This window comes from Hyalangium sp., from assembly GCF_045802625.1.
GTDB lineage: Bacteria > Myxococcota > Myxococcia > Myxococcales > Myxococcaceae > Hyalangium.
Genome location: NZ_JBJMQP010000111.1, coordinates 1 through 17,473 on the forward strand (window position 1 = coordinate 1; position 17,473 = coordinate 17,473).

General features: G+C 68.1%; 16 protein-coding genes. 10 read left to right on the forward strand and 6 right to left on the reverse strand.

Translation table 11 applies throughout. The features are described from left to right. The 3 genes from ACJ8AT_RS20410 to ACJ8AT_RS20420 all read right to left on the reverse strand — a co-directional run. On the reverse strand, nt 1–1,025 hold a 1,025-nt coding region (locus ACJ8AT_RS20410), incomplete at its 3' end, for a hypothetical protein (RefSeq protein WP_407739453.1). A 195-nt stretch (nt 1,026–1,220) separates the two neighbouring features. Next, a complete protein-coding gene (locus ACJ8AT_RS20415) occupies nt 1,221–2,453 on the reverse strand; it encodes an amidohydrolase family protein (protein WP_407739454.1) in 1,233 nt (410 codons plus the stop codon). A 67-nt stretch (nt 2,454–2,520) separates the two neighbouring features. After that, a complete protein-coding gene (locus ACJ8AT_RS20420) occupies nt 2,521–3,891 on the reverse strand; it encodes an FAD-binding oxidoreductase (protein WP_407739455.1) in 1,371 nt (456 codons plus the stop codon). Between the two features lie 193 nt (nt 3,892–4,084). On the opposite strand from ACJ8AT_RS20420, the gene ACJ8AT_RS20425 reads away from it, so the two are divergent. Continuing rightward, the gene (locus tag ACJ8AT_RS20425) at nt 4,085–5,281 is read left to right on the forward strand and encodes a glycerophosphodiester phosphodiesterase (protein ID WP_407739456.1); all 1,197 of its coding nucleotides are present in this window, start codon (nt 4,085–4,087) and stop codon (nt 5,279–5,281) included. A gap of 87 nt (nt 5,282–5,368) precedes the next feature. Here ACJ8AT_RS20425 and ACJ8AT_RS20430 read toward each other — a convergent pair whose 3' ends face one another. After that, on the reverse strand, nt 5,369–6,037 hold the full coding sequence (locus ACJ8AT_RS20430) for a hypothetical protein (protein ID WP_407739457.1): 669 nt from the start codon (nt 6,035–6,037) through the stop codon (nt 5,369–5,371). Between the two features lie 164 nt (nt 6,038–6,201). Between ACJ8AT_RS20430 and ACJ8AT_RS20435 the strand changes: the two genes are divergently transcribed. From ACJ8AT_RS20435 to ACJ8AT_RS20460, 6 genes are all read left to right on the forward strand, one after another. Continuing rightward, nucleotides 6,202–7,629 carry an LETM1 domain-containing protein gene (locus tag ACJ8AT_RS20435; protein ID WP_407739458.1) on the forward strand — a complete coding sequence of 476 codons (1,428 nt, stop codon included), beginning with the start codon at nt 6,202–6,204 and terminating at the stop codon, nt 7,627–7,629. Between the two features lie 10 nt (nt 7,630–7,639). Beyond that, a complete protein-coding gene (locus tag ACJ8AT_RS20440) occupies nt 7,640–8,176 on the forward strand; it encodes a YkgJ family cysteine cluster protein (protein ID WP_407739459.1) in 537 nt (178 codons plus the stop codon). A gap of 239 nt (nt 8,177–8,415) precedes the next feature. After that, complete coding sequence (locus tag ACJ8AT_RS20445) at nt 8,416–9,702, forward strand: sensor histidine kinase (protein ID WP_407739460.1); 1,287 nt, start codon at nt 8,416–8,418, stop codon at nt 9,700–9,702. 239 nt (nt 9,703–9,941) lie between these two features. Further along, a complete protein-coding gene (gene adh, locus ACJ8AT_RS20450; RefSeq protein WP_407739461.1) occupies nt 9,942–11,468 on the forward strand; it encodes an aldehyde dehydrogenase in 1,527 nt (508 codons plus the stop codon). A gap of 27 nt (nt 11,469–11,495) precedes the next feature. Beyond that, complete coding sequence (locus ACJ8AT_RS20455) at nt 11,496–11,885, forward strand: DUF779 domain-containing protein (protein ID WP_407739462.1); 390 nt, start codon at nt 11,496–11,498, stop codon at nt 11,883–11,885. 70 nt (nt 11,886–11,955) lie between these two features. Continuing rightward, a complete protein-coding gene (locus ACJ8AT_RS20460) occupies nt 11,956–13,257 on the forward strand; it encodes an HAD family hydrolase (RefSeq protein WP_407739463.1) in 1,302 nt (433 codons plus the stop codon). A gap of 26 nt (nt 13,258–13,283) precedes the next feature. Here the strand turns inward: ACJ8AT_RS20460 and ACJ8AT_RS20465 are convergent, their stop codons facing one another. Together ACJ8AT_RS20465 and ACJ8AT_RS20470 are read right to left on the reverse strand one after the other, a co-directional pair. Further along, on the reverse strand, nt 13,284–13,634 hold the full coding sequence (locus ACJ8AT_RS20465; protein WP_407739464.1) for a hypothetical protein: 351 nt from the start codon (nt 13,632–13,634) through the stop codon (nt 13,284–13,286). Between the two features lie 221 nt (nt 13,635–13,855). Next, nucleotides 13,856–15,445, reverse strand: coding sequence for a HEAT repeat domain-containing protein (locus tag ACJ8AT_RS20470; RefSeq protein WP_407739465.1), 1,590 nt, complete (start codon nt 15,443–15,445; stop codon nt 13,856–13,858). 105 nt (nt 15,446–15,550) lie between these two features. Between ACJ8AT_RS20470 and ACJ8AT_RS20475 the strand changes: the two genes are divergently transcribed. The 3 genes from ACJ8AT_RS20475 to ACJ8AT_RS20485 form a co-directional block, all read left to right on the forward strand. Next, nucleotides 15,551–16,147, forward strand: coding sequence for a signal protein (locus ACJ8AT_RS20475; protein WP_407739466.1), 597 nt, complete (start codon nt 15,551–15,553; stop codon nt 16,145–16,147). Beyond that, the gene (fmt, locus tag ACJ8AT_RS20480) at nt 16,144–17,097 is read left to right on the forward strand and encodes a methionyl-tRNA formyltransferase (RefSeq protein WP_407739467.1); all 954 of its coding nucleotides are present in this window, start codon (nt 16,144–16,146) and stop codon (nt 17,095–17,097) included. Before ACJ8AT_RS20475 ends, fmt begins: the two co-directional genes overlap by 4 nt. A gap of 31 nt (nt 17,098–17,128) precedes the next feature. After that, the coding region (locus ACJ8AT_RS20485) for a type II 3-dehydroquinate dehydratase (RefSeq protein ID WP_407739468.1) at nt 17,129–17,473 on the forward strand (345 nt) is incomplete at its 3' end.

Genomic DNA, 17,473 nt, shown 5'->3' on the forward strand with positions numbered 1-17,473 from the left:
GGCGGAGTGCCGGCATCCGGCGGCATACAGACACCGCCGTCGCACGGGCACGTCCCCATCGCGAACCCATAGAGGCCGGAATCGCCGTCGCCGTAATCGCCATAGTCGTCTTCAGCGTCTGGATCCGGGTACGCGTCGGGATCTCCGATGTCGCTTCCTCGCGGAGCCGCGGCCCCCAGGTTGATGCTGGTGTTGAAGCCGTGATCGTTCGACAGGAAGAAGACGGAGCCCGGCTTGCACTGGGCGTTGGGACCGAACCGCATGGCGAACAAGCCGCTCAAGGCATTCTGGGTTGCGGCTCGCAGCGTGATGGGTGGATTCAGCAGCATCCCGGTGGCGGGATTGATGATGTGGCCTTGGACGATGGGATGGTTCTGCCGCAGCCGGCCGGAGCCGTAGTACACGAAGATCCTGTCGCGGGTGTACCCCATGGCGACCAGCTTCCCGAGCGCCGCCACGATTTGATCACGGTCGTAGATCGTCGGCTGGCCAGACCACAGGATGGCGATGCCCCCGGCTTGAAACAGCATCTGGTTGTCCGCGCCGGCCCCCACGGAGAAGTACTGCGGATGCTCGGTCCCCATCACCTCCATGAACCGCGGCGCGCCAGGGTTGGTGCCAAAGGGATCATTGGCAGCCGCGGACGCGGCCGTGGTTCGCGCGGTATTGCCCGCGGCCATCGCCCCCAGATAGCGGGTGACCCAGTCGTGGCCTACTCCGTTGGGCGGCCGCTTGGGGTAGCGAGAGGTCTCGTTATGCCGGGACGCCGAGGTGCCGCTCTGGGTTCCGCCGAGCGCGACCAGCTCATCGAACATCCCGCCGCCGAAGCACTGGCCGAACGCCCAGATGAAGCGCGTGCCGCCTTGCACCGCGGGCGCGGCCATGCCCGCCAGTTGATCGTCCCGCACATTCCCAGCGGCCCCCACGAGTCTCCATCCCACCAGTCCGGAGCGGGCCCCCGTCACCGCCGAGTCCTGGTTGGTCACGGGATTGCCCGCTGCCCAGATCTCGAAGAACTCGGGCATCCCTTGGCCTGGCGCGCGGGAGGCGACAAGCACGACGGCTGCACCGAGGACAATCCAACTCAGCCTGCGCAACATGGGGGCTCCCTTCTCGTGAAGTCGAAGTCCATCCCACCCTCTCGCCCGGAAGGTTCATTGTGCGCCAGCCGAGAGCGATTCAGCAAACCGCGCGCCGCGTTGGCCGCAGCGGGCACGGCCTCACACTCCGCGCAGCAAGCCCTCGGGCGGCATGAAGGCGGAAGCGGGGAAGCGGTACGTCTTCCCCTCCTGGCGCACGGCGAGGGTGCGCTTGAGGACGAAGTCGAAGACGAGCGGGTTGTGGCGGTCCAGCTCGTTGAGCACGCGCCGCTCGTCCGCGGTGATGTAGCCCAGATCCTCCAGGGTGCCGGTGCGGATGAGGGCGTTGATGGCCGGCAGCGGGTAGTCGCTGCCGTGCACCAGCCGGGAGTGGAGCTCCTCGCGCATCAGCAGCTCGCGCAGTGGCTGGCCGCAGCGGTTGTGCTGGGTCACCGCGGAGAAGTCCGCGTACAGCAGACCCTTGAAGCGCTCCTCGCTCATCAGCCGCAAGAAGAGCTCGAAGTTGCTCAGGGAGGCGCCGGGCTTGTCCAGGTCCTCGCCCGTGCCAAGGCTGGCCGCGTGCGCCACCACCACCTTCACTCCCGCGTCCAGGGCGCGGCGCAGGTGCAGGGGGTTGCCCAGGGCCTGCGCCTCCTTTCCCTCCACGGCCTGCTCCTCGCCCGCGTGGGTGATCAGCGGCATCTTCAGCTCGGCCAACTTCCGGTAGAAGGCGTCACAGCGCGGGGAGCCGGGGTGGATGTTCATGGCGTTGGGCAGCCACTTCACCGCCCGAGCGCCCAGCGCCGCGACACGCTCGAGCTCGTCCACCGCGTCCGCCCGGTAGGGGTGGATGGAGGCGCCAGCCAGCACGTGCTGCGGATTGTCCTGCGCGAGCTTCAGCACGTAATCGTTCGGAGTGTGGAACTCGCTCAGCTCGGGGTGAGGCTGGCCCTGCTCGTCGTGCACCGAGTCGAAGGCGAGCACGAGCGCTCGGCCGCGCATGGACGGGGCCTCGAGCAGGGACAGGAGCCGCTCGCGGTACTGGCGGTCGGCGTTCGCTTCGTCCTCCACTCCGGCGGCGTGGCGGTACATGGAGAACTTGAGGAAGGTGAGTGGGTGGCGGACGGGCTGGCTCGTCCGCGGGTTGACGTAGCAGCCCGTGCAATCCGTGCCGAGCCCCACAATGTGCACGTGGCAGTCCACCATCCGCGCCGGGTCCACTCCCTCCCACGCCTTGTCCACCATCGCCAGCGCCTCGGCGCTCAGGGGGCTGTCCGGAGGAGCACTGCGCGCCAGCCGCGAGAGACCCCAGCGGGCTGACAGCGTGCCCGCGCTCAGGACGCTCAGGGAGTAGAGGAGGTGTCGCCGTTTCACGAGGGGAGTCTACACGCACTGGGCTCGAGGCCGGCTGCACCTGCCTGCCAGGTCTCCCGGCCAGCGGTCAGAGCATCTTGCCAGGGTTGAGGATGCCCAGCGGATCCACCGCGGCCTTGATGGCGAGGTGGAGCCGCATCGCCTCGGGGCCGAGCTGGTGGGCGAGGTAGGGGCGCTTGAGCGTGCCCACGCCGTGCTCGCCGGTGATGGTTCCTCCCAGCTCTCCCACCACGCGGAGGATGTCATCGAACGCCGCCTGGGCCCGAGCCACGGCCTCCGGATCATTCCGGTCGAAGACGAGCGTGGGGTGCATGTTCCCATCCCCCGCGTGCCCGAAGGTGCCGATGAGCACGCCGCGTTGCTCGGCGATGCGCTCGACCGCCGCGAGCAGGTCCACGATGCGCGAGAGCGGCACGGCCACGTCATCCAGCAGCGTGGTCCCCTGTCTCTCCAGCGCGGGGAAGGCCAGCCGGCGCGCACCGAGCAGCAGCTCTCCCTCGGCCTCGTCCGCGGACTGTGCGAGGAAGGTGGCTCCCGCTGCCTCGCAGGCCGCTGCCATCCGCGTGCACTCCGCCACGCCTTGCTCTCCACCGGCATCAGAGCGCGCCAGCAGGAGCGCCGCAGCGTCGACGTCCAAGCCCATGGGCCGGTAGGCCTCGACGGCGCGGACCGTGGCTCGGTCCATCAACTCCAGGAGCGATGGCCGGGTGCCGGTCATGATCTCCGTGACGGCCGCGCCCGCCGCGACGAGCGTCGGGAAGGAAGCCACCAGGGTCGTGGCCTTGGGCGGACGCGGACGGAGCCTCAGGGTGGCCTCGGTGATGATGCCCAGCGTGCCCTCGGAGCCCACGAACAGGCGCGTGAGATCATAGCCCGCCACGTTCTTGTGCGTGCGGCCCCCGGTGCGGACGAGGGCGCCGTCCGCGAGCACGGCCTCCAGGCCCAGCACGGCATCCCCCGTCACGCCGTACTTCACGCAGCACAGGCCGCCCGCATTGGTCGCGAGGTTGCCGCCGATCGTCGAGAACTCCCAGCTCGCGGGATCGGGCGCGTACCAGAGCCCCTGCTCCGCGGCCGCGGCCTTGAGCGCGCCGTTGATCACCCCGGGTTGAACCACGGCGAACAAGCCTCGCCGGTCGAGCTCGAGGATCCGGTTCATCCTCGTGAGCGAGAGCACGATGCAGCCCTCCAGGGCGTTGGCACCCCCGGTCAGCCCCGAGCCCGCTCCCCGGGCCACCACCGGAACGCGGTGCGCGGAGGCGACACGGAGCACGGCCTGGACTTCGCGCGTCGAGGCCGGGCGCACCAGCACGCACGGGGTGCCCGCCGCCACCCATGCGGCCTGATCCCGGCGATGAGCCTCGAGCACATCGGGGTCGGTGACCAGCCCCTCGGGTGGGAGCACTTCCGCGAGGTCTCCCAACAGGTTCGCGCCCATGGGCGCGGACGGTACCATGAGCTGTCATCCCCTCCGGACCGAGCCTGGCGCGGTTCACGGCGGGTGGGTGCCTTCGGCAGCGCGTGCTCGGGGAGGTGTGCCATCACACCGCCGAGGCTTGCCCGATGGTGCGCCGCGTCGTTGCCGGCTTGTCACCCGCCAGTGTTACCTTGCGCGCCTTCACAGAGGACGCATGCGTCCCAACAAGGAGCCTTGCCTGAGTCTGCATTCCACCCTTCGCCGTTCTCTCCGCACCCTTCGCTTCTCCGCCGCGATCCCGCTCGCCGCCGCCTGCGCCCTGGCGCTGACCGGCTGCAGCGATGATGACAAGCAGGTCGTCGACGATCCCACCGTCTCGCTGCTCCCCAAGCAGCTCGTGGTCGGCCATCGCGGTGCCCCCGCTTGGCGGCCGGAGCACACGATCGCCAGCTATACCAAGGCGATCGCAGATGGTGCGGACATCATCGAGCCGGACGTCGTGTCGACCAAGGATGGGTATCTCGTGGCCCGTCACGAGAACGACATCACCGGCACCACCAACGTGTCGACCGTGACGAAGTACGCGGATCGCAAGACCACCAAGACCGTGGATGGCGTGCAGATCACCGGCTGGTTCACCGAGGACTTCACGCTGGCCGAGCTCAAGGAGCTGCGGGCGCGCGAGCGGATTCCCCAGGTCCGCCCGGACAACACGCAGTACAACGATCAGTTCGAGATCCCCACGCTCACCGAGATCATCGCGCTGGCCGAGCAGAAGTCCGCCGAGACTGGCCGCACCATCTACATCTTCCCGGAGACCAAGCACCCGACCTACTTCCAGTCCATCGGGCTGCCGCTGGAGGACCGGCTGATCAACGAGCTGAAGGCCCACGACTTCACCGCCACCAAGACCAAGGTCTTCATCCAGTCCTTCGAGCTGGCCAACCTGAAGTACATCCGCTCGAAGATCGGCACCTCACAGCCGAACTGGGTCCTGGTGCAGCTGCTGGACGATGCGGCCAAGCAGCCCTACGACTTCGTCGCGGCGGGCGACAAGCGCACCTATGGCGATCTGACGACCGCGGAGAGTCTGAAGGACATCGCCACCTACGCCGACAGCATCGGGCCCTACAAGATGCACCTCATCAGCGTGGACGGCTCCGGCAACCTCATGCCGGCCTCGGATGTGGTGCGCAATGCCCACCTGAACAAGATGCTGGTGATCCCGTGGACCTTCCGCCCGGAGAACACCTTCCTGCCCGCGTCGCTCAAGTCGACGGGGACGGACAACACGCGCAATCCCGAGGGCTCGGTCACGGAGATCCAGTCCTATCTCAAGGCTGGCATCGACGGGTTCTTCACCGATGACCCGGCGATCGGCCGTCAGGCGGTGGATACCTTCCAGCGCTGAGTCGCGCGCCGCCTGCCCTGGGCGCGGGTCGCTCGGGGCAGGCCGGCGGCAGTGCATCGGCTGCCCGCCATTGCTGGAGGTGGGCTCTCAGAGACGGCCGTTGATCCTTCGGTCCGGTTCCCAGGGCAGGATGTAGGTAAGGCCCACGGCGAGCCAGGTCCCGCCCGCGTTGTAGTAGCCGACATCCTCCACCTCGCCCCGGGCGAAGATCTCCCGGAGCTCGAAGCAGACTCCCCAGGTCGGGTTGAGGCGCAAGGTGGCCCCCGCGGTCAGCCCGAAAGCCGTGCCGCCGTTCTCCACCGCGCGCCCCCCATCGAAGTAGGCGGCGGCGATGTGAGGCCCGGCGAGCAGGCCCACCGCGGGGATCAGCCCTGCGGGGCCGAGCTCGAAGCGCTTCTGGAAGCGCAGGCCCAGCATCGCTCCATAGGTGACGGTATTCAGCCCCGGCTTGCCCGTGAGCGCCAGTCGCTCATACGAGGCGAACAGATCAGCGCCCACCTCGATCAGGTTCGTCACCGAGTATCCGAAGGTGGCCGTCAGGGCTGGGCCCCCGAACGAGCCCCGGGAGCGCGGCAGGCCCTGGTGATCCGGATTGGAATAGTAGTTGTTGTAGAAGGTGAAGTTGGGCGCGTAGCGCCAGCCCCCCACGACGGAGATTCGGTTCGTGCCCTCGAGCTTCGGAGGGCCCTCGTCGTCGTACTGGGCGAAGGCGACCGAGGTGGTGAGCGTCACGAGGAGAAGGAGCACGCCGCGCATGGCTGCATCCTCCCCTCCGAGCCCGGGCAGGACAAGAGAAGGGCCGGTTCTGGGCTCTGTCACTCGCTGCTCACCCCGGGAATGGGGGTGGGTGGCATCCGGGAGTCAGGTAGGTTATTCCCTGGGCGACGCGAGCAGTCCGGCGGCTCGGGTGGGACACGGTCATGGATCTCGGCAAGGCGGGTTGGCTCTCCTCGATGATTGAGGAGGTGGTGGTGGCTCATCGCCATGTGCCCCCGCCCGCGCTGGCGCCCAGCCTGTCCGAGCCCCGGGCCTCTGGGCGGGCTCGGGCCCGCGCCTATCTGCGCCAGATGCTGCGCGCTTCGGGCCTGCTGTATGGCACGCCGATGGAAGGTGCTCCGGCCGTGGAGGGTGGCTCGCCCGCTGGGGTGGCAGGGGCTCGAGCGCGTGCGCCCGAGGAGCAGCTCTTCCTCGCGGTGGTTCGCACCCTGACGCGGATGGCGCTGGACATTGCCCGCCTCACAGGCGCTTCGGATCGGCCTCGGCAGGACCAGCTCCTGCTGCTGTTCGCCGTGTTCACCGGCCAGCTGGAGGTGGCGGACTCCATCCACGTGAGGTTGCAGGGGGGGCTCGAGATCTCCCGGCGGCTTCAGGGCAAGGTGGAGGGGGCGCTGGCCCGCCGGGCCATCTCGCTGGCGGGAGATCCGGTGTACGGCCTGGTGCTTCATAACGGAGCGCTGTACGCGGACGCGCAGATGTTTGGCCGGCAGGCGATCGACTATTTCTCCCGAGGGTTCTTCCAGCGCGGGGCGGCGCAGCGCCGCATCGACTTCGCGGCGAAGCAGAAGGCGCTGTTGGTGAAGGTGCTGGCGGGGCTGGCCTGTGCGGACCGCGAGCCGAGCTATGCCACGCGCCGGGCCATTCTCCGGCAGGTGGAGGATCTGGCGCTGCCGGATCCGATCGAGTCCGAGCTGAAGGCGGCGGTGAAGAAGTCCTTCGAGCACCGGCTCGCGGTGCGCACCATGGTGGCCGAGGTGCGCAGCAAGGACATGCAGCACTTCATCCTGGAGCAGACGTTGCTGGCCTCGCTGGTGGACGGGCAGCGCTCCCGAGGCGAGCGCGCCTTCATCCAGGAGCTGGCCCATGCGCTGCGTGTGCCGGATGAGGAGCTGCACCGGCTGGAGCTGGAGATGGCCGAGTTCTACGCGCGGCACCGCTCGGTGGTGGATGTGTTCACGGTGTCGGCCGCCGCGGGGGTGATGGGCGAGGACTTCGTCAGCCGGATGCAGGAGGCGCTGGAGAAGAACTTCCACCGGCTGATGCAGGAGGCGCGGGAGACGGGAGACCTGGCGGTGCTGCTGGCCAAGGCGGCGCGAGGCCAGAGCCTGACGCGGGAGGAGCGCAAGCGGATGCGGGCCCAGCTCATCGACGTGGCCAAGGCGATCCCCGCGCTGGCGATCTTCGTCGCGCCGGGCGGGGTGCTGCTGCTGATTGCCCTGTCCAAGGTGCTGCCCTTCAGCCTGCTGCCCAGCTCGTTCCAGGACGAGCCCACGCCCATGCCGGACGCCGAGTCCAAGGAGCTGGGCTCGGGCGCGGAGGACTCCGAGGCCCCCGAGCGCCAGGTGGTGTGAGGATCTCCTCGTGAGAGACGGCCCCATCCGGCGCTTCATCAAGAGGCTCGCGCTGTGGCGCTACTCCTTCGATCTCGGAGTCACCCGGTGGATCCTCCGAGCCCGGGGAGAACCGCGCTATCGCCTGACGGGCTCGTGCACTGGCTGCGGCAAGTGCTGCGAGTCGCCGATGATCCCGGTGAGCACGCCTGTGTTCCGGCTGCGCTCGCTGCGCTGGATTGCGCTGACCTGGCACCGCGTCATCAACGGCTTCGAATTCATGGGCGAGGACCGGAGGCAGAAGATCTTCGTGTTCCGTTGTACGCACTACGATCCGGCTACCAGGCAGTGCGACTCGTATGACAGCCGGCCGGGGATGTGCCGGGACTATCCGCGCAACCTCCTGTACTCCGCGCTCCCGGAGTTCCTGCCCGAGTGCGGCTATCAGGCCCTCTACAAGAAGGCCGAGGGGCTGCGGAAGTCCCTGGAGCGCGCGAACCTTCCGCCCGAGAAGCTCGAGGAGCTGCTCAAGAAGCTCCACCTTCAGGACAAGCCCGACAAGAAGTGACTCCGCATCAACCGGCTTCGCCTGGGCGCGGAGGGGCACTTCGTCCAGCCCGGCGCTGGACGCTGATCATGGCCGCGCCGGAATGAAGGGGTATGGTGTGCCGTAGGCAGCGGCCCCTTCGTATTCCCGGAGGCGCTGCACGACAGGGGGTGCAGTGATGAGACGAGCCACCTTCCAGCGTGGCCTTGAAGTGGCCGCGCGCCTGCGCGGGCGCCGTCTGTGGAAGCGGGGGACGTGAGATGAGTGCCTCGGATCTGGCGCTGGATCCACGCGCCGCGACCGAGCAAGTCCGCACGCGGCTGCTGAGGTTCATCCTCGCCGCCGTCATCCTCACCCACCTGCTGCTGATTGCCTCGGTGTGGGGCCGCTGGAGGGACATTGCCCTCATCACGGGCGTCTTCCTCCTCGTGGTAGTCCTCAACATGGTGCTGGCTCAGCCCTTCTTCTCGGCGCGCACGCGCAGCACCGAGACCCTCCGGCTGCTGGGCAACATGGTGGCCACTCTCGCTTATGGCCACTTCACCCAATGGGCGCTGCCCGTCTGGCTCTACCTGCCGCTGGATGCCCTCTGGGTGGACACCCATCACGAGTGGAGGGGGCTCGTGGTGCTGTTCGGGCCGTTCCTGGTGGTGGGGTTCGTCGCCGTGGCGGAGGGCTGCTCTCCGCTGGTGCCGCTCGTCTTCATCATCCTCTCGGTGCTCGCCCACGCCATCGCGGCCGCCCGGGTGCTCCTGCTGCATCGGGTGCTGGAGCACCTCGAACAAAGGCACCAGGAGCTCGGGCGGGCTCACGAGAAGCTGGCCCTGGCCGACCAGCGGGGCCGCGAGCAGGATCGGCTCTCCAGCCTGGGCCTGCTCGCCGCGGGCATCGCCCATGAGATCAACAACCCGCTCGCCTATGTGAAGAGCAACGTGAACGCCCTGCTGCGAGACTTGCGAGCCCAGCAGGAGCTCCCTGCCGAGCTGGCCGAGTACGTCACCGAGGTGCTCCCGGCCACCCTGGATGGCATCCAGCGGATCGCCACCATCGTCTCGGACCTGCGCCGCTTCGCACGTGGGGATCCCGAGCCCATGGTCGAGTACGACCTGAACGAGGAGATCCACGCCGCCCTGCGCATCACCCATGCCCGGCTCGAGGCGCGGTGCCAGGTGGTGCTGGAGCTGGGCGCGCTGCCGCGCATGGTCGGCAGGCCGCAGCAGATGACCCAGGTGCTCATCAACCTGCTCATCAACGCGGCGCAGGCCATGCCCGAGCGGGGGACGATCCACCTCTCCACCCGCCAGGAGGGCGAAGAGGTGGTGCTGGTGGTGCGGGACACCGGCCACGGCATGCCCCCGGAGGTGCGCGAGCGGCTCTTCCAACCCTTCTTCTCCACCAAGCCGCTGGGGGAGGGGACAGGAATGGGGCTGGCCGTGGTCCACGGCATCGTCTCCGCCCATGGCGGACGCATCCAGGTGGAGAGCGAGCCCGGCCAGGGGAGCACCTTCACTCTCTGGTTGCCGCGCGTGCCGCCCGCCCGTTCCTGACGCGCAGCGCCAACCTGTTCGCTGCGCGTCGAGGACCGAAATGTTCCTCCAGTTCTGAACACTTCCTGCCGCGTTGAAGGCCCCCTCGTTCGACGGCCTACCGTGCAGGTCTCTAGCCTGCGCGTCGCGCGCGCCTACCTGTTTCGCTCGCTCTGCTCATATCGTGCGCAACTGCGCTCCCCGGGGCTCCACCTCGGGGATGGCGCGTGGCCCCCACACACCCGAAAGGCGGTCCAGAGATGTCGAAGATCTACGAAGCCCCCAATCAGCCCGGCAGCAAGGTCCAGTTCGCCAGCCGTTATGGCAACTACATTGGAGGCGAGTTCGTCCCGCCCGTACGCGGGCAGTACTTCGAGAACATCACCCCGGTGACGGGCAAGGCGTTCTGCGAGATTCCCCGCTCCAACCACGAGGACATCGAGAAGGCGCTGGACGCGGCCCACAAGGCCAAGGGCGACTGGGGAAGAACCTCTGTCACCACCCGCGCGGACATCCTCAACAAGATCGCCGACCGGATGCAGGCCAACCTCGAGCAGCTCGCGGTGTCCGAGACGTGGGACAACGGCAAGCCCATCCGCGAGTCGCTGGCGGCGGATCTGCCGCTGGCCATTGATCACTTCCGCTACTTCGCTGGCGTCATCCGCGCGCAGGAGGGCAGCCTGGGCGAGCTGGACAACAACACCGTCTCGTACCACTTCCAGGAGCCGCTGGGCGTGGTGGGGCAGATCATCCCCTGGAACTTCCCGCTGCTGATGGCGGCCTGGAAGCTGGCCCCTGCGTTGGCCGCGGGCAACTGCGTGGTGCTCAAGCCCGCCGAGCAGACCCCCGCCACCATCCTCAAGTTCATGGAGCTGGTGGGCGATCTGCTCCCGGCCGGCGTGCTCAACGTGGTGAACGGCTTCGGCATCGAGGCGGGCAAGCCGCTGGCCAGCAACAAGCGCGTCGCCAAGATTGCCTTCACCGGTGAGACGACCACGGGCCGCCTCATCATGCAGTACGCCTCCGAGAACCTGATCCCCGTGACGCTGGAGCTGGGCGGCAAGTCGCCCAACGTCTTCTTCGCGGACGTGTTCGACAAGAACGACGACTTCGCCGAGAAGGTGCTCGAGGGCTTCGCCATGTTCGCCCTCAACCAGGGCGAGGTGTGCACCTGCCCCTCGCGCGCCCTGGTGCAGGAGAAGGTCTACGACGCCTTCATGCAGAAGGCGATCGAGCGCACCAAGAAGATCGTCCAGGGCAACCCGCTGGACACCAGCACGATGATCGGCGCGCAGGCCTCGAACGATCAGCTGGAGAAGATCCTCTCGTACATCGACATCGGCAAGAAGGAGGGCGCCAAGGTGCTCACGGGCGGCGGCCGCGCGAAGCTGCCGGGAGCGCTGGCCGAGGGCTACTACGTGGAGCCCACCATCTTCGAGGGCCACAACAAGATGCGCATCTTCCAGGAGGAGATCTTCGGCCCGGTGGTGTCGGTGACGAAGTTCAAGGACCAGGCGGACGCGCTCTCCATCGCCAACGAGACGCTGTACGGCCTGGGCGCGGGCGTGTGGACGCGTGACACGAACACCGCGTACCGCATGGGCCGGGAGATCCAGGCGGGCCGCGTGTGGGTGAACTGCTACCACCTCTACCCGGCGCACGCGGCGTTCGGCGGCTACAAGCAGTCGGGCATCGGTCGCGAGACGCACAAGATGATGCTCAACCACTACCAGCAGACGAAGAACATGCTGGTGAGCTACGACCCGAAGCCCATGGGCTTCTTCTAGGCCAGAGCTCGAGACGAGGGAGGCACCATGAGCGTGGAGCGAGTGACGGTGACACCCAAGGCCGAGGCCCTGCTGCGCAAGCTGCAGGGGCAGTACGGCCTGCTGCTCTTCCATCAGTCGGGAGGCTGCTGCGATGGCAGCGCGCCGATGTGCTTCCCTCGGGGCGACTTCAAGATCGGCCAGCAGGATGTCTTCCTGGGGACGATCGTGGACACGCCCTTCTACATCTCCGGTCCGCAGTTCGAGTATTGGCAGCACACCCACCTGACGGTGGACGTGGTGCCGGGGCGGGGGAGCGGCTTCTCGGTGGAAGCTCCCGAGGGTGTCCGCTTCCTCATCCGCTCGCGCGTCTTCGATGACGCGGAATACCGAGCGCTCCAGGAGGCGGGGCCGCCTCCGCGCGGGCCACAGCACTGAGGTACAGGTGGGGGTGGGGGCCCAGGCTCTCACCCCCGCTCTCTTTGAGGACTGTCCAGGGGAGATGAGGATGAGCCACAAGACGACGATGGGAGTGAAGGTGGCGCGGTGCGCCGCGGTGCTGGCGCTGGTGCTCTCCGGTTGTGTCGAGCCCAAGCCCCTTCCGGCGTGCGAGCGGCTCGATCCCGGGCTGGACTGGTACGGGGCGAATCGGAACCAGATCGACGCGATGATGGAGACCTACGGCAAGTGCACCGGCTCCTACAGCACGGAAAAGAAGCCGCTGGCCGCCTTCGACTGGGACAACACCGTCGTCAAGAACGATGCCGGTGACGCCACCTTCTTCTACATGCTGGCGCACGACGAGATCCTCCAGCCTCCCGGGAAGAACTGGCGCATGACGAGCCCGTTTCTGAGTGAGGCCGCAGTCCTCGCGCTGGATGCGGCGTGCGGCGCGCTGGCGGAGCCGGGCTCGGCGCTGCCGACCTCGTCGAACGCCTCCTGCGCGAAGGAGCTCCTCTCCATCTACTCCAATGGGGTGACGGCCAGCGGCCAGACCGCATGGGCCACGTGGAACTACCGGCGCATGGAGCCTGCCTATGCCTGGGTGGCCCAGCTGCTCGCCGGCCACACCCGCGCCGAGGTGCAGAGCTTCGTCGAAGCGGCCATGGCCGAGAACCTGAGCAACCCCATCGACACGCAGCAGAGCATCGCCGGCACCTCGGTGACGCACTGGGTGCGCGTCTATGATCAGATGAAGGATCTGATCGGTCGGCTGCAGGCCAACGGGTTCGATGTGTGGATCATCTCCGCGTCACCCCAGCTCGTCGTCGAGCCCTGGGCCAAGACCGTGGGGATCGAAGCGGACCATGTGATTGGCATCCGCACGCTCGAGGTGGCCGGGAAGCTCGACTACAACCTCCAGGGTTGCGGGGACGTACCGGATGGCGCCAACGATGGCCAGGGGCGAGTCACCGGCAACAGCATGATCACCTATATCGACGGCAAGCGCTGCTGGATCAACAAGGTGGTCTTCGGAGACACGACCGCGGGTGCGCTCGACAGCGACCACGATCTGAAGCGGCACCCCGTGTTCGCCGCGGGCGACTCCGATACGGACATCACCTTCATGCAGGATTCGGGCGGGCTCAAGCTGGCCATCAACCGGAACAAGAAGGAGTTGATGTGCAACGCCTACGCCAATGCCAACGAGGGGTGGATCATCAACCCGATGTTCATCCAGCCCCGCGCTCAGCAGACGTCGCCCTATCCGTGCTCCACCACGGCCTGCAAGGCGGCTGACGGCACCCCCGGTCCCTGCAAGGACCTGGATGGTTTCATCCTCCGCGACCAGGCAGACACCGTGTTTTGAGCGGGTGGGAGGGAAGAGGGGCCGCGCTAGTGGTGCCCCTCCAGAGGGCCTTCCCCGTCCTTGAGGATGTTGTGATCGCCGTGCTGATCGTGCTGCTCGAAGGGGCCCTCGCCGTCATTGATGACGCCCGGGTTGTTGCCGATCTTTCCATCGCCGATCGTCTTGTCCGTCCCCGAGCCACCCCAGCCCTGACGGAAGCCCTCGGCGGCACCCTTGCCGGCGTTCTGTACATCCTTGGCGGCCTTGCCCACCTCTTGCCCGGCTTGACGCGCGCCCTCGCGCGCATCCGCCTTGCTGCGCTCGGAGCAACCCAGCGCGAGTCCCGTCAGCCCGAGCAGGCCCGCCACCACGAATCCCTTCCATCTCTGCCGCATCATCGTGTCTCCCAATCTTGGAGGGTCCTTGGGGAAGGTAGGCACCCCTTCCCAAGCCGTAGGAGGGAGGGGGCAGGGAGACGAGCGGTGACTGTCCTGGCAGGGTGCTCGCATCTTCTCGCCGATGCCCGGACGGCCGATGAAGGAGTACGTGTCCTTGCCCGAGGACATCCTGGGCGACGAGAAGGAGCTACGGGGCTGGATCCGGCGCTCGCTGGCGCGGCTCAGGCCCGCTCGAGCCGGAAGGCGAGCCGGCGCAGATCCTCGTTCACGTTCGCGAAGTTGGAGTTGCCCTTCTCATCCGCGAGCTGGGCCTGGATCTTCGGCAGGGCCTCGCGGGCCTTGGACGCCGCCTCCTTCGAGTCCGTCACCAGCCAGTCCAGCCCCTGGATGAGCGCCATGCGCGCATCGAGGTTCTTCTCGGAGAGCCGCTCGGCCAGCGCCGTCGCGTGCTGCGGATTGCCCGAGCGCCCCAACTCCAGCGCCGCGCGCTCCACCACTCGGGGCTCCTTGTCCGTCAGCTTCGGAACCCAGCAGCCCGGGTCCGCGGTGCACACCTTCGCCGCCTCCAGCACCTTGGCGTAACGCAGGATCGCCTCGCCTCGCTTCAGCCCGAGCGCCTCGGGGTTGTCGCAGCCCTCGCCACCGTCCCGCTGGCACTCCTTGGCGGTGAGGGCGGGCTCGTTCTGCGCCCACTTCGAGAAGAGCTGCTGCTCCTGCGCGTTGCCCAGCATCGCCACGCCGCGCATGGCCGCCTCCCGGGCGTACCAGTCTCCCTGGCCCGCCGCCTTCTCCAGCGCCGGCAGCGCGTCTCGCCCGCCCAGCAGCACCAGCGCCCGCACGTAGGAGGTGCGCACCGTCGGGTCCTCCTCGGAGAGCAGCGCGGAGATGGGGCGCACCGCCGCCGCCCGCATCCGCCCCAGCGCGTCCGCCGCCTGCATCCGCACCACTGCCTGGATCTGCGCGTCTGGGTTCGTGAACGACAGCAGCTTGAGCAACGCCGCCTCCGCGCGGCGGTCCTTCAAGTCCCCAAGGATCTGCGCGCCCTTCATGGCGTAGCTGGCCGGGTTGACGCCGTTCTGCTGTACCCACTTGGCCAGCTCCGCGTCCCGGCCCTCCATCGCCGCGAGCAGCGCGTCCACCGCCGGAGTGCCCATCTGGTACAGGGCGAAGGAGCTCTCCACATAGAAGGAGATGTGCTGGCGCTCCTTGGTCAGCATCCGCATGAGCGTGGGCACCGCGCGCGCGTCGCCAATGCGGCCCAGCGCCTCGATGGCCTTCTTGTTGAGGAAGGGCTCGGAGCTGTCATCCGAGACGAGCTGCAGCAGCGGCTCCACGGCCTGGGGCGCGCGCAGGGTCCCCAGCGCCTGGATGGCCTCGATGCGGGTGTAGTTGTCCTTGGCGCGCAGTAGGCCCGTGAGCGCGGGGACCGCCTTCGGGTCTCCCAGCTGGCCCAGCGCCGCCGCCAGCGCCTTGTTGGCCAGGGCCGTGTCGGTGTCCGTGGCGCTCGGATCCAGGGCCGCCTGCAGCGGTTCCAGGGAGCTGGGGCTCTTCAAGTCCCCGATGGCGCGCGCCAGGGCGGCCTTCACCTCGGGCTTCTTCTCCGCGGCGAGCCGGGCGTGCAGCATGGGCAGGAAGCTCTCCTGGAGGTTGCCGGAGGTGCGCAGCGTCTCCACCACCTGCACCCGGCCGTCCGCCCGGTGCGCTCCGTTGAGCTGCTTGTCCCAGTATTCGGGCGTCTTCGGATCGCCCTTACACCCAGGGAGGACAGCGAGGGCGAGCACAAGGCTCAGCGCGGCAAGGCAGCGGGGCATGGGGCCTCCTGGGCGGCGGTGTGGCGGGTGATGTCGAGTGTCGTACCGCTCCTTGAAAGAACGGGTCAAACCCCCCGGATTGAATGAGGTAGTCTGGTCAACGACATGTCCTCAGAGACCGTCATTGGTTCACAGAAGCGTGCCTGGAAGCGCCGGACGTACCTCATCGATCGGGAGTTCCAGCTCAAGTACATCTTCATGCTGGGTTCCATTGGAGCCGGCAGCATCGGCCTGTTCGGGGCGCTGGCGTGGTGGGCTCACACCGCGGCGCTCGAGGCAGGCTCGGGCTCCGAGGGCTTCGCCGGGATGACGATCCTCTGGCTCACCTTGCTGGCGGTGGTGGGCACGGCGGTGGCGCTCGGGCTCTTCGGGCTCGTGTTCACCCACCGGGTGGCGGGTCCGGTGCACGTGATGAACCTCTACGTGGAGGCGCTGGCGGCGGGGCACTACCCGCGGCTGCGCCCGCTGCGGAAGTACGACGAGCTGAAGAAATTCTTCGATCGCTTCAGCCAGGCGGTGGAGCGCATCCGCGCGCGCGAGGCGGACGAGGCCCAGACGCTCAGCCGGGCCCTGTCCGTCTTCCAGCCCCTGGCCAACACGGAAGAGGCTCGCGCCGCGCTCAAGGCGCTCGAGGAGCTCCATTCACGCAAGCGCGAGGCGGTGGACAAGCCCGTCAGCGGCAGCCACCCGGTGGCCCGATGAGCAAGCCCCGGATTGTCTTCATGGGCACGCCCGAGTTCGCCGTGGCGTCGCTCTCGGCCTGCTTCGACATTGGCGAGGTGGTGGCCGTCGTCACCCAGCCGGACAAGCCCAAGGGGCGCGGCAACGCCCTCTCCCTCTCCCCGGTGAAGGCGCTGGCGCTCGAGCGCGGGGTGACGGTGCTCCAGCCCCAGAAGCTGCGCACTCCGCCGTTCTCCGAAGAGCTGCGCAAGCTGGCTCCTGACGTGTGCGTGGTGACGGCGTACGGGAAGATCCTCCCCAAGGATGTGCTGGAGGTGCCGCCGCACGGCTGCGTCAACGTGCACGCCTCGCTGCTGCCGCGCTTCCGGGGCGCCGCTCCCATCCAGTGGGCCATTGCGCACGGAGACACGGAGACGGGCGTGGCCCTCATGCGCATGGATGAGGGGCTCGACACCGGGCCGGTGATTGCCATGAAGCGCATGCCCATCACTCCGGAGGACACCAGCGCCAGCCTCCACGAGAAGCTCTCCCGGCTCGGTGGGGAGATCCTCCGCGAGTCCCTCCCGGCCTACCTGCGTGGGGAGCTGAAGCCCGTCTCGCAGCCCTCCGAGGGAATGGTGCTCGCGCCCATCATCCAGAAGGAGGATGGGCTGCTCGATTTCACCAAGCCCGCGGTGCAACTGGAGCGCCGGGTGCGTGCCTTCACCCCGTGGCCAGGGGCGTACACCGGGCTGAATGGGGCCCGGCTCAAGGTGCACCGGACGAAGGTGGGCACGGGGAAGGGCGCTCCCGGCACGGTGCTGGTGGCGAGCCATGAGGGAATCGAGGTGGCGTGTGGCGAGGGCTCGATCGTGCTGTTGGAGGTCCAGCCGGAGGGCAAGCGGGTGATGAGCGCCGCCGAGTTCCTCTCGGGCCGGAAGCTGGCACCGGGCAGCCAGCCGTTCTCGGCCCCGGTGGAGAGCAAGAACTGAGGCTGTTGGAGCGAGGAGAGGAGACGCGCGGATGACGATGAGACTGCTGGTGTTGCATGGGCCGAACCTGAACCTCCTGGGGGAGTGGGAAGGCACCGCGGGCGGGCGGCTCGAGGATCTCAACAGCGCGCTCCGCGCTCGGGCTGCCAGCCATGGCCTGGAGCTGAAGATCGTCCAGTCCAACCACGAGGGCGTGCTCATCGACACCCTTCAGGCCGAGCGACGCGGCATCGACGGCGTGGTGGTGAACCCCGCCGGCCTGTTCGGCTCGTACGCGCTGAAGGACGCCCTGGAGGCCGTGGGCGTGCCCGCCGTCGAGGTTCACCTGGATGGTGCCCGCGCCAAGCAGTCCGTGGTGAAGGAGGCGTGCGCGGCA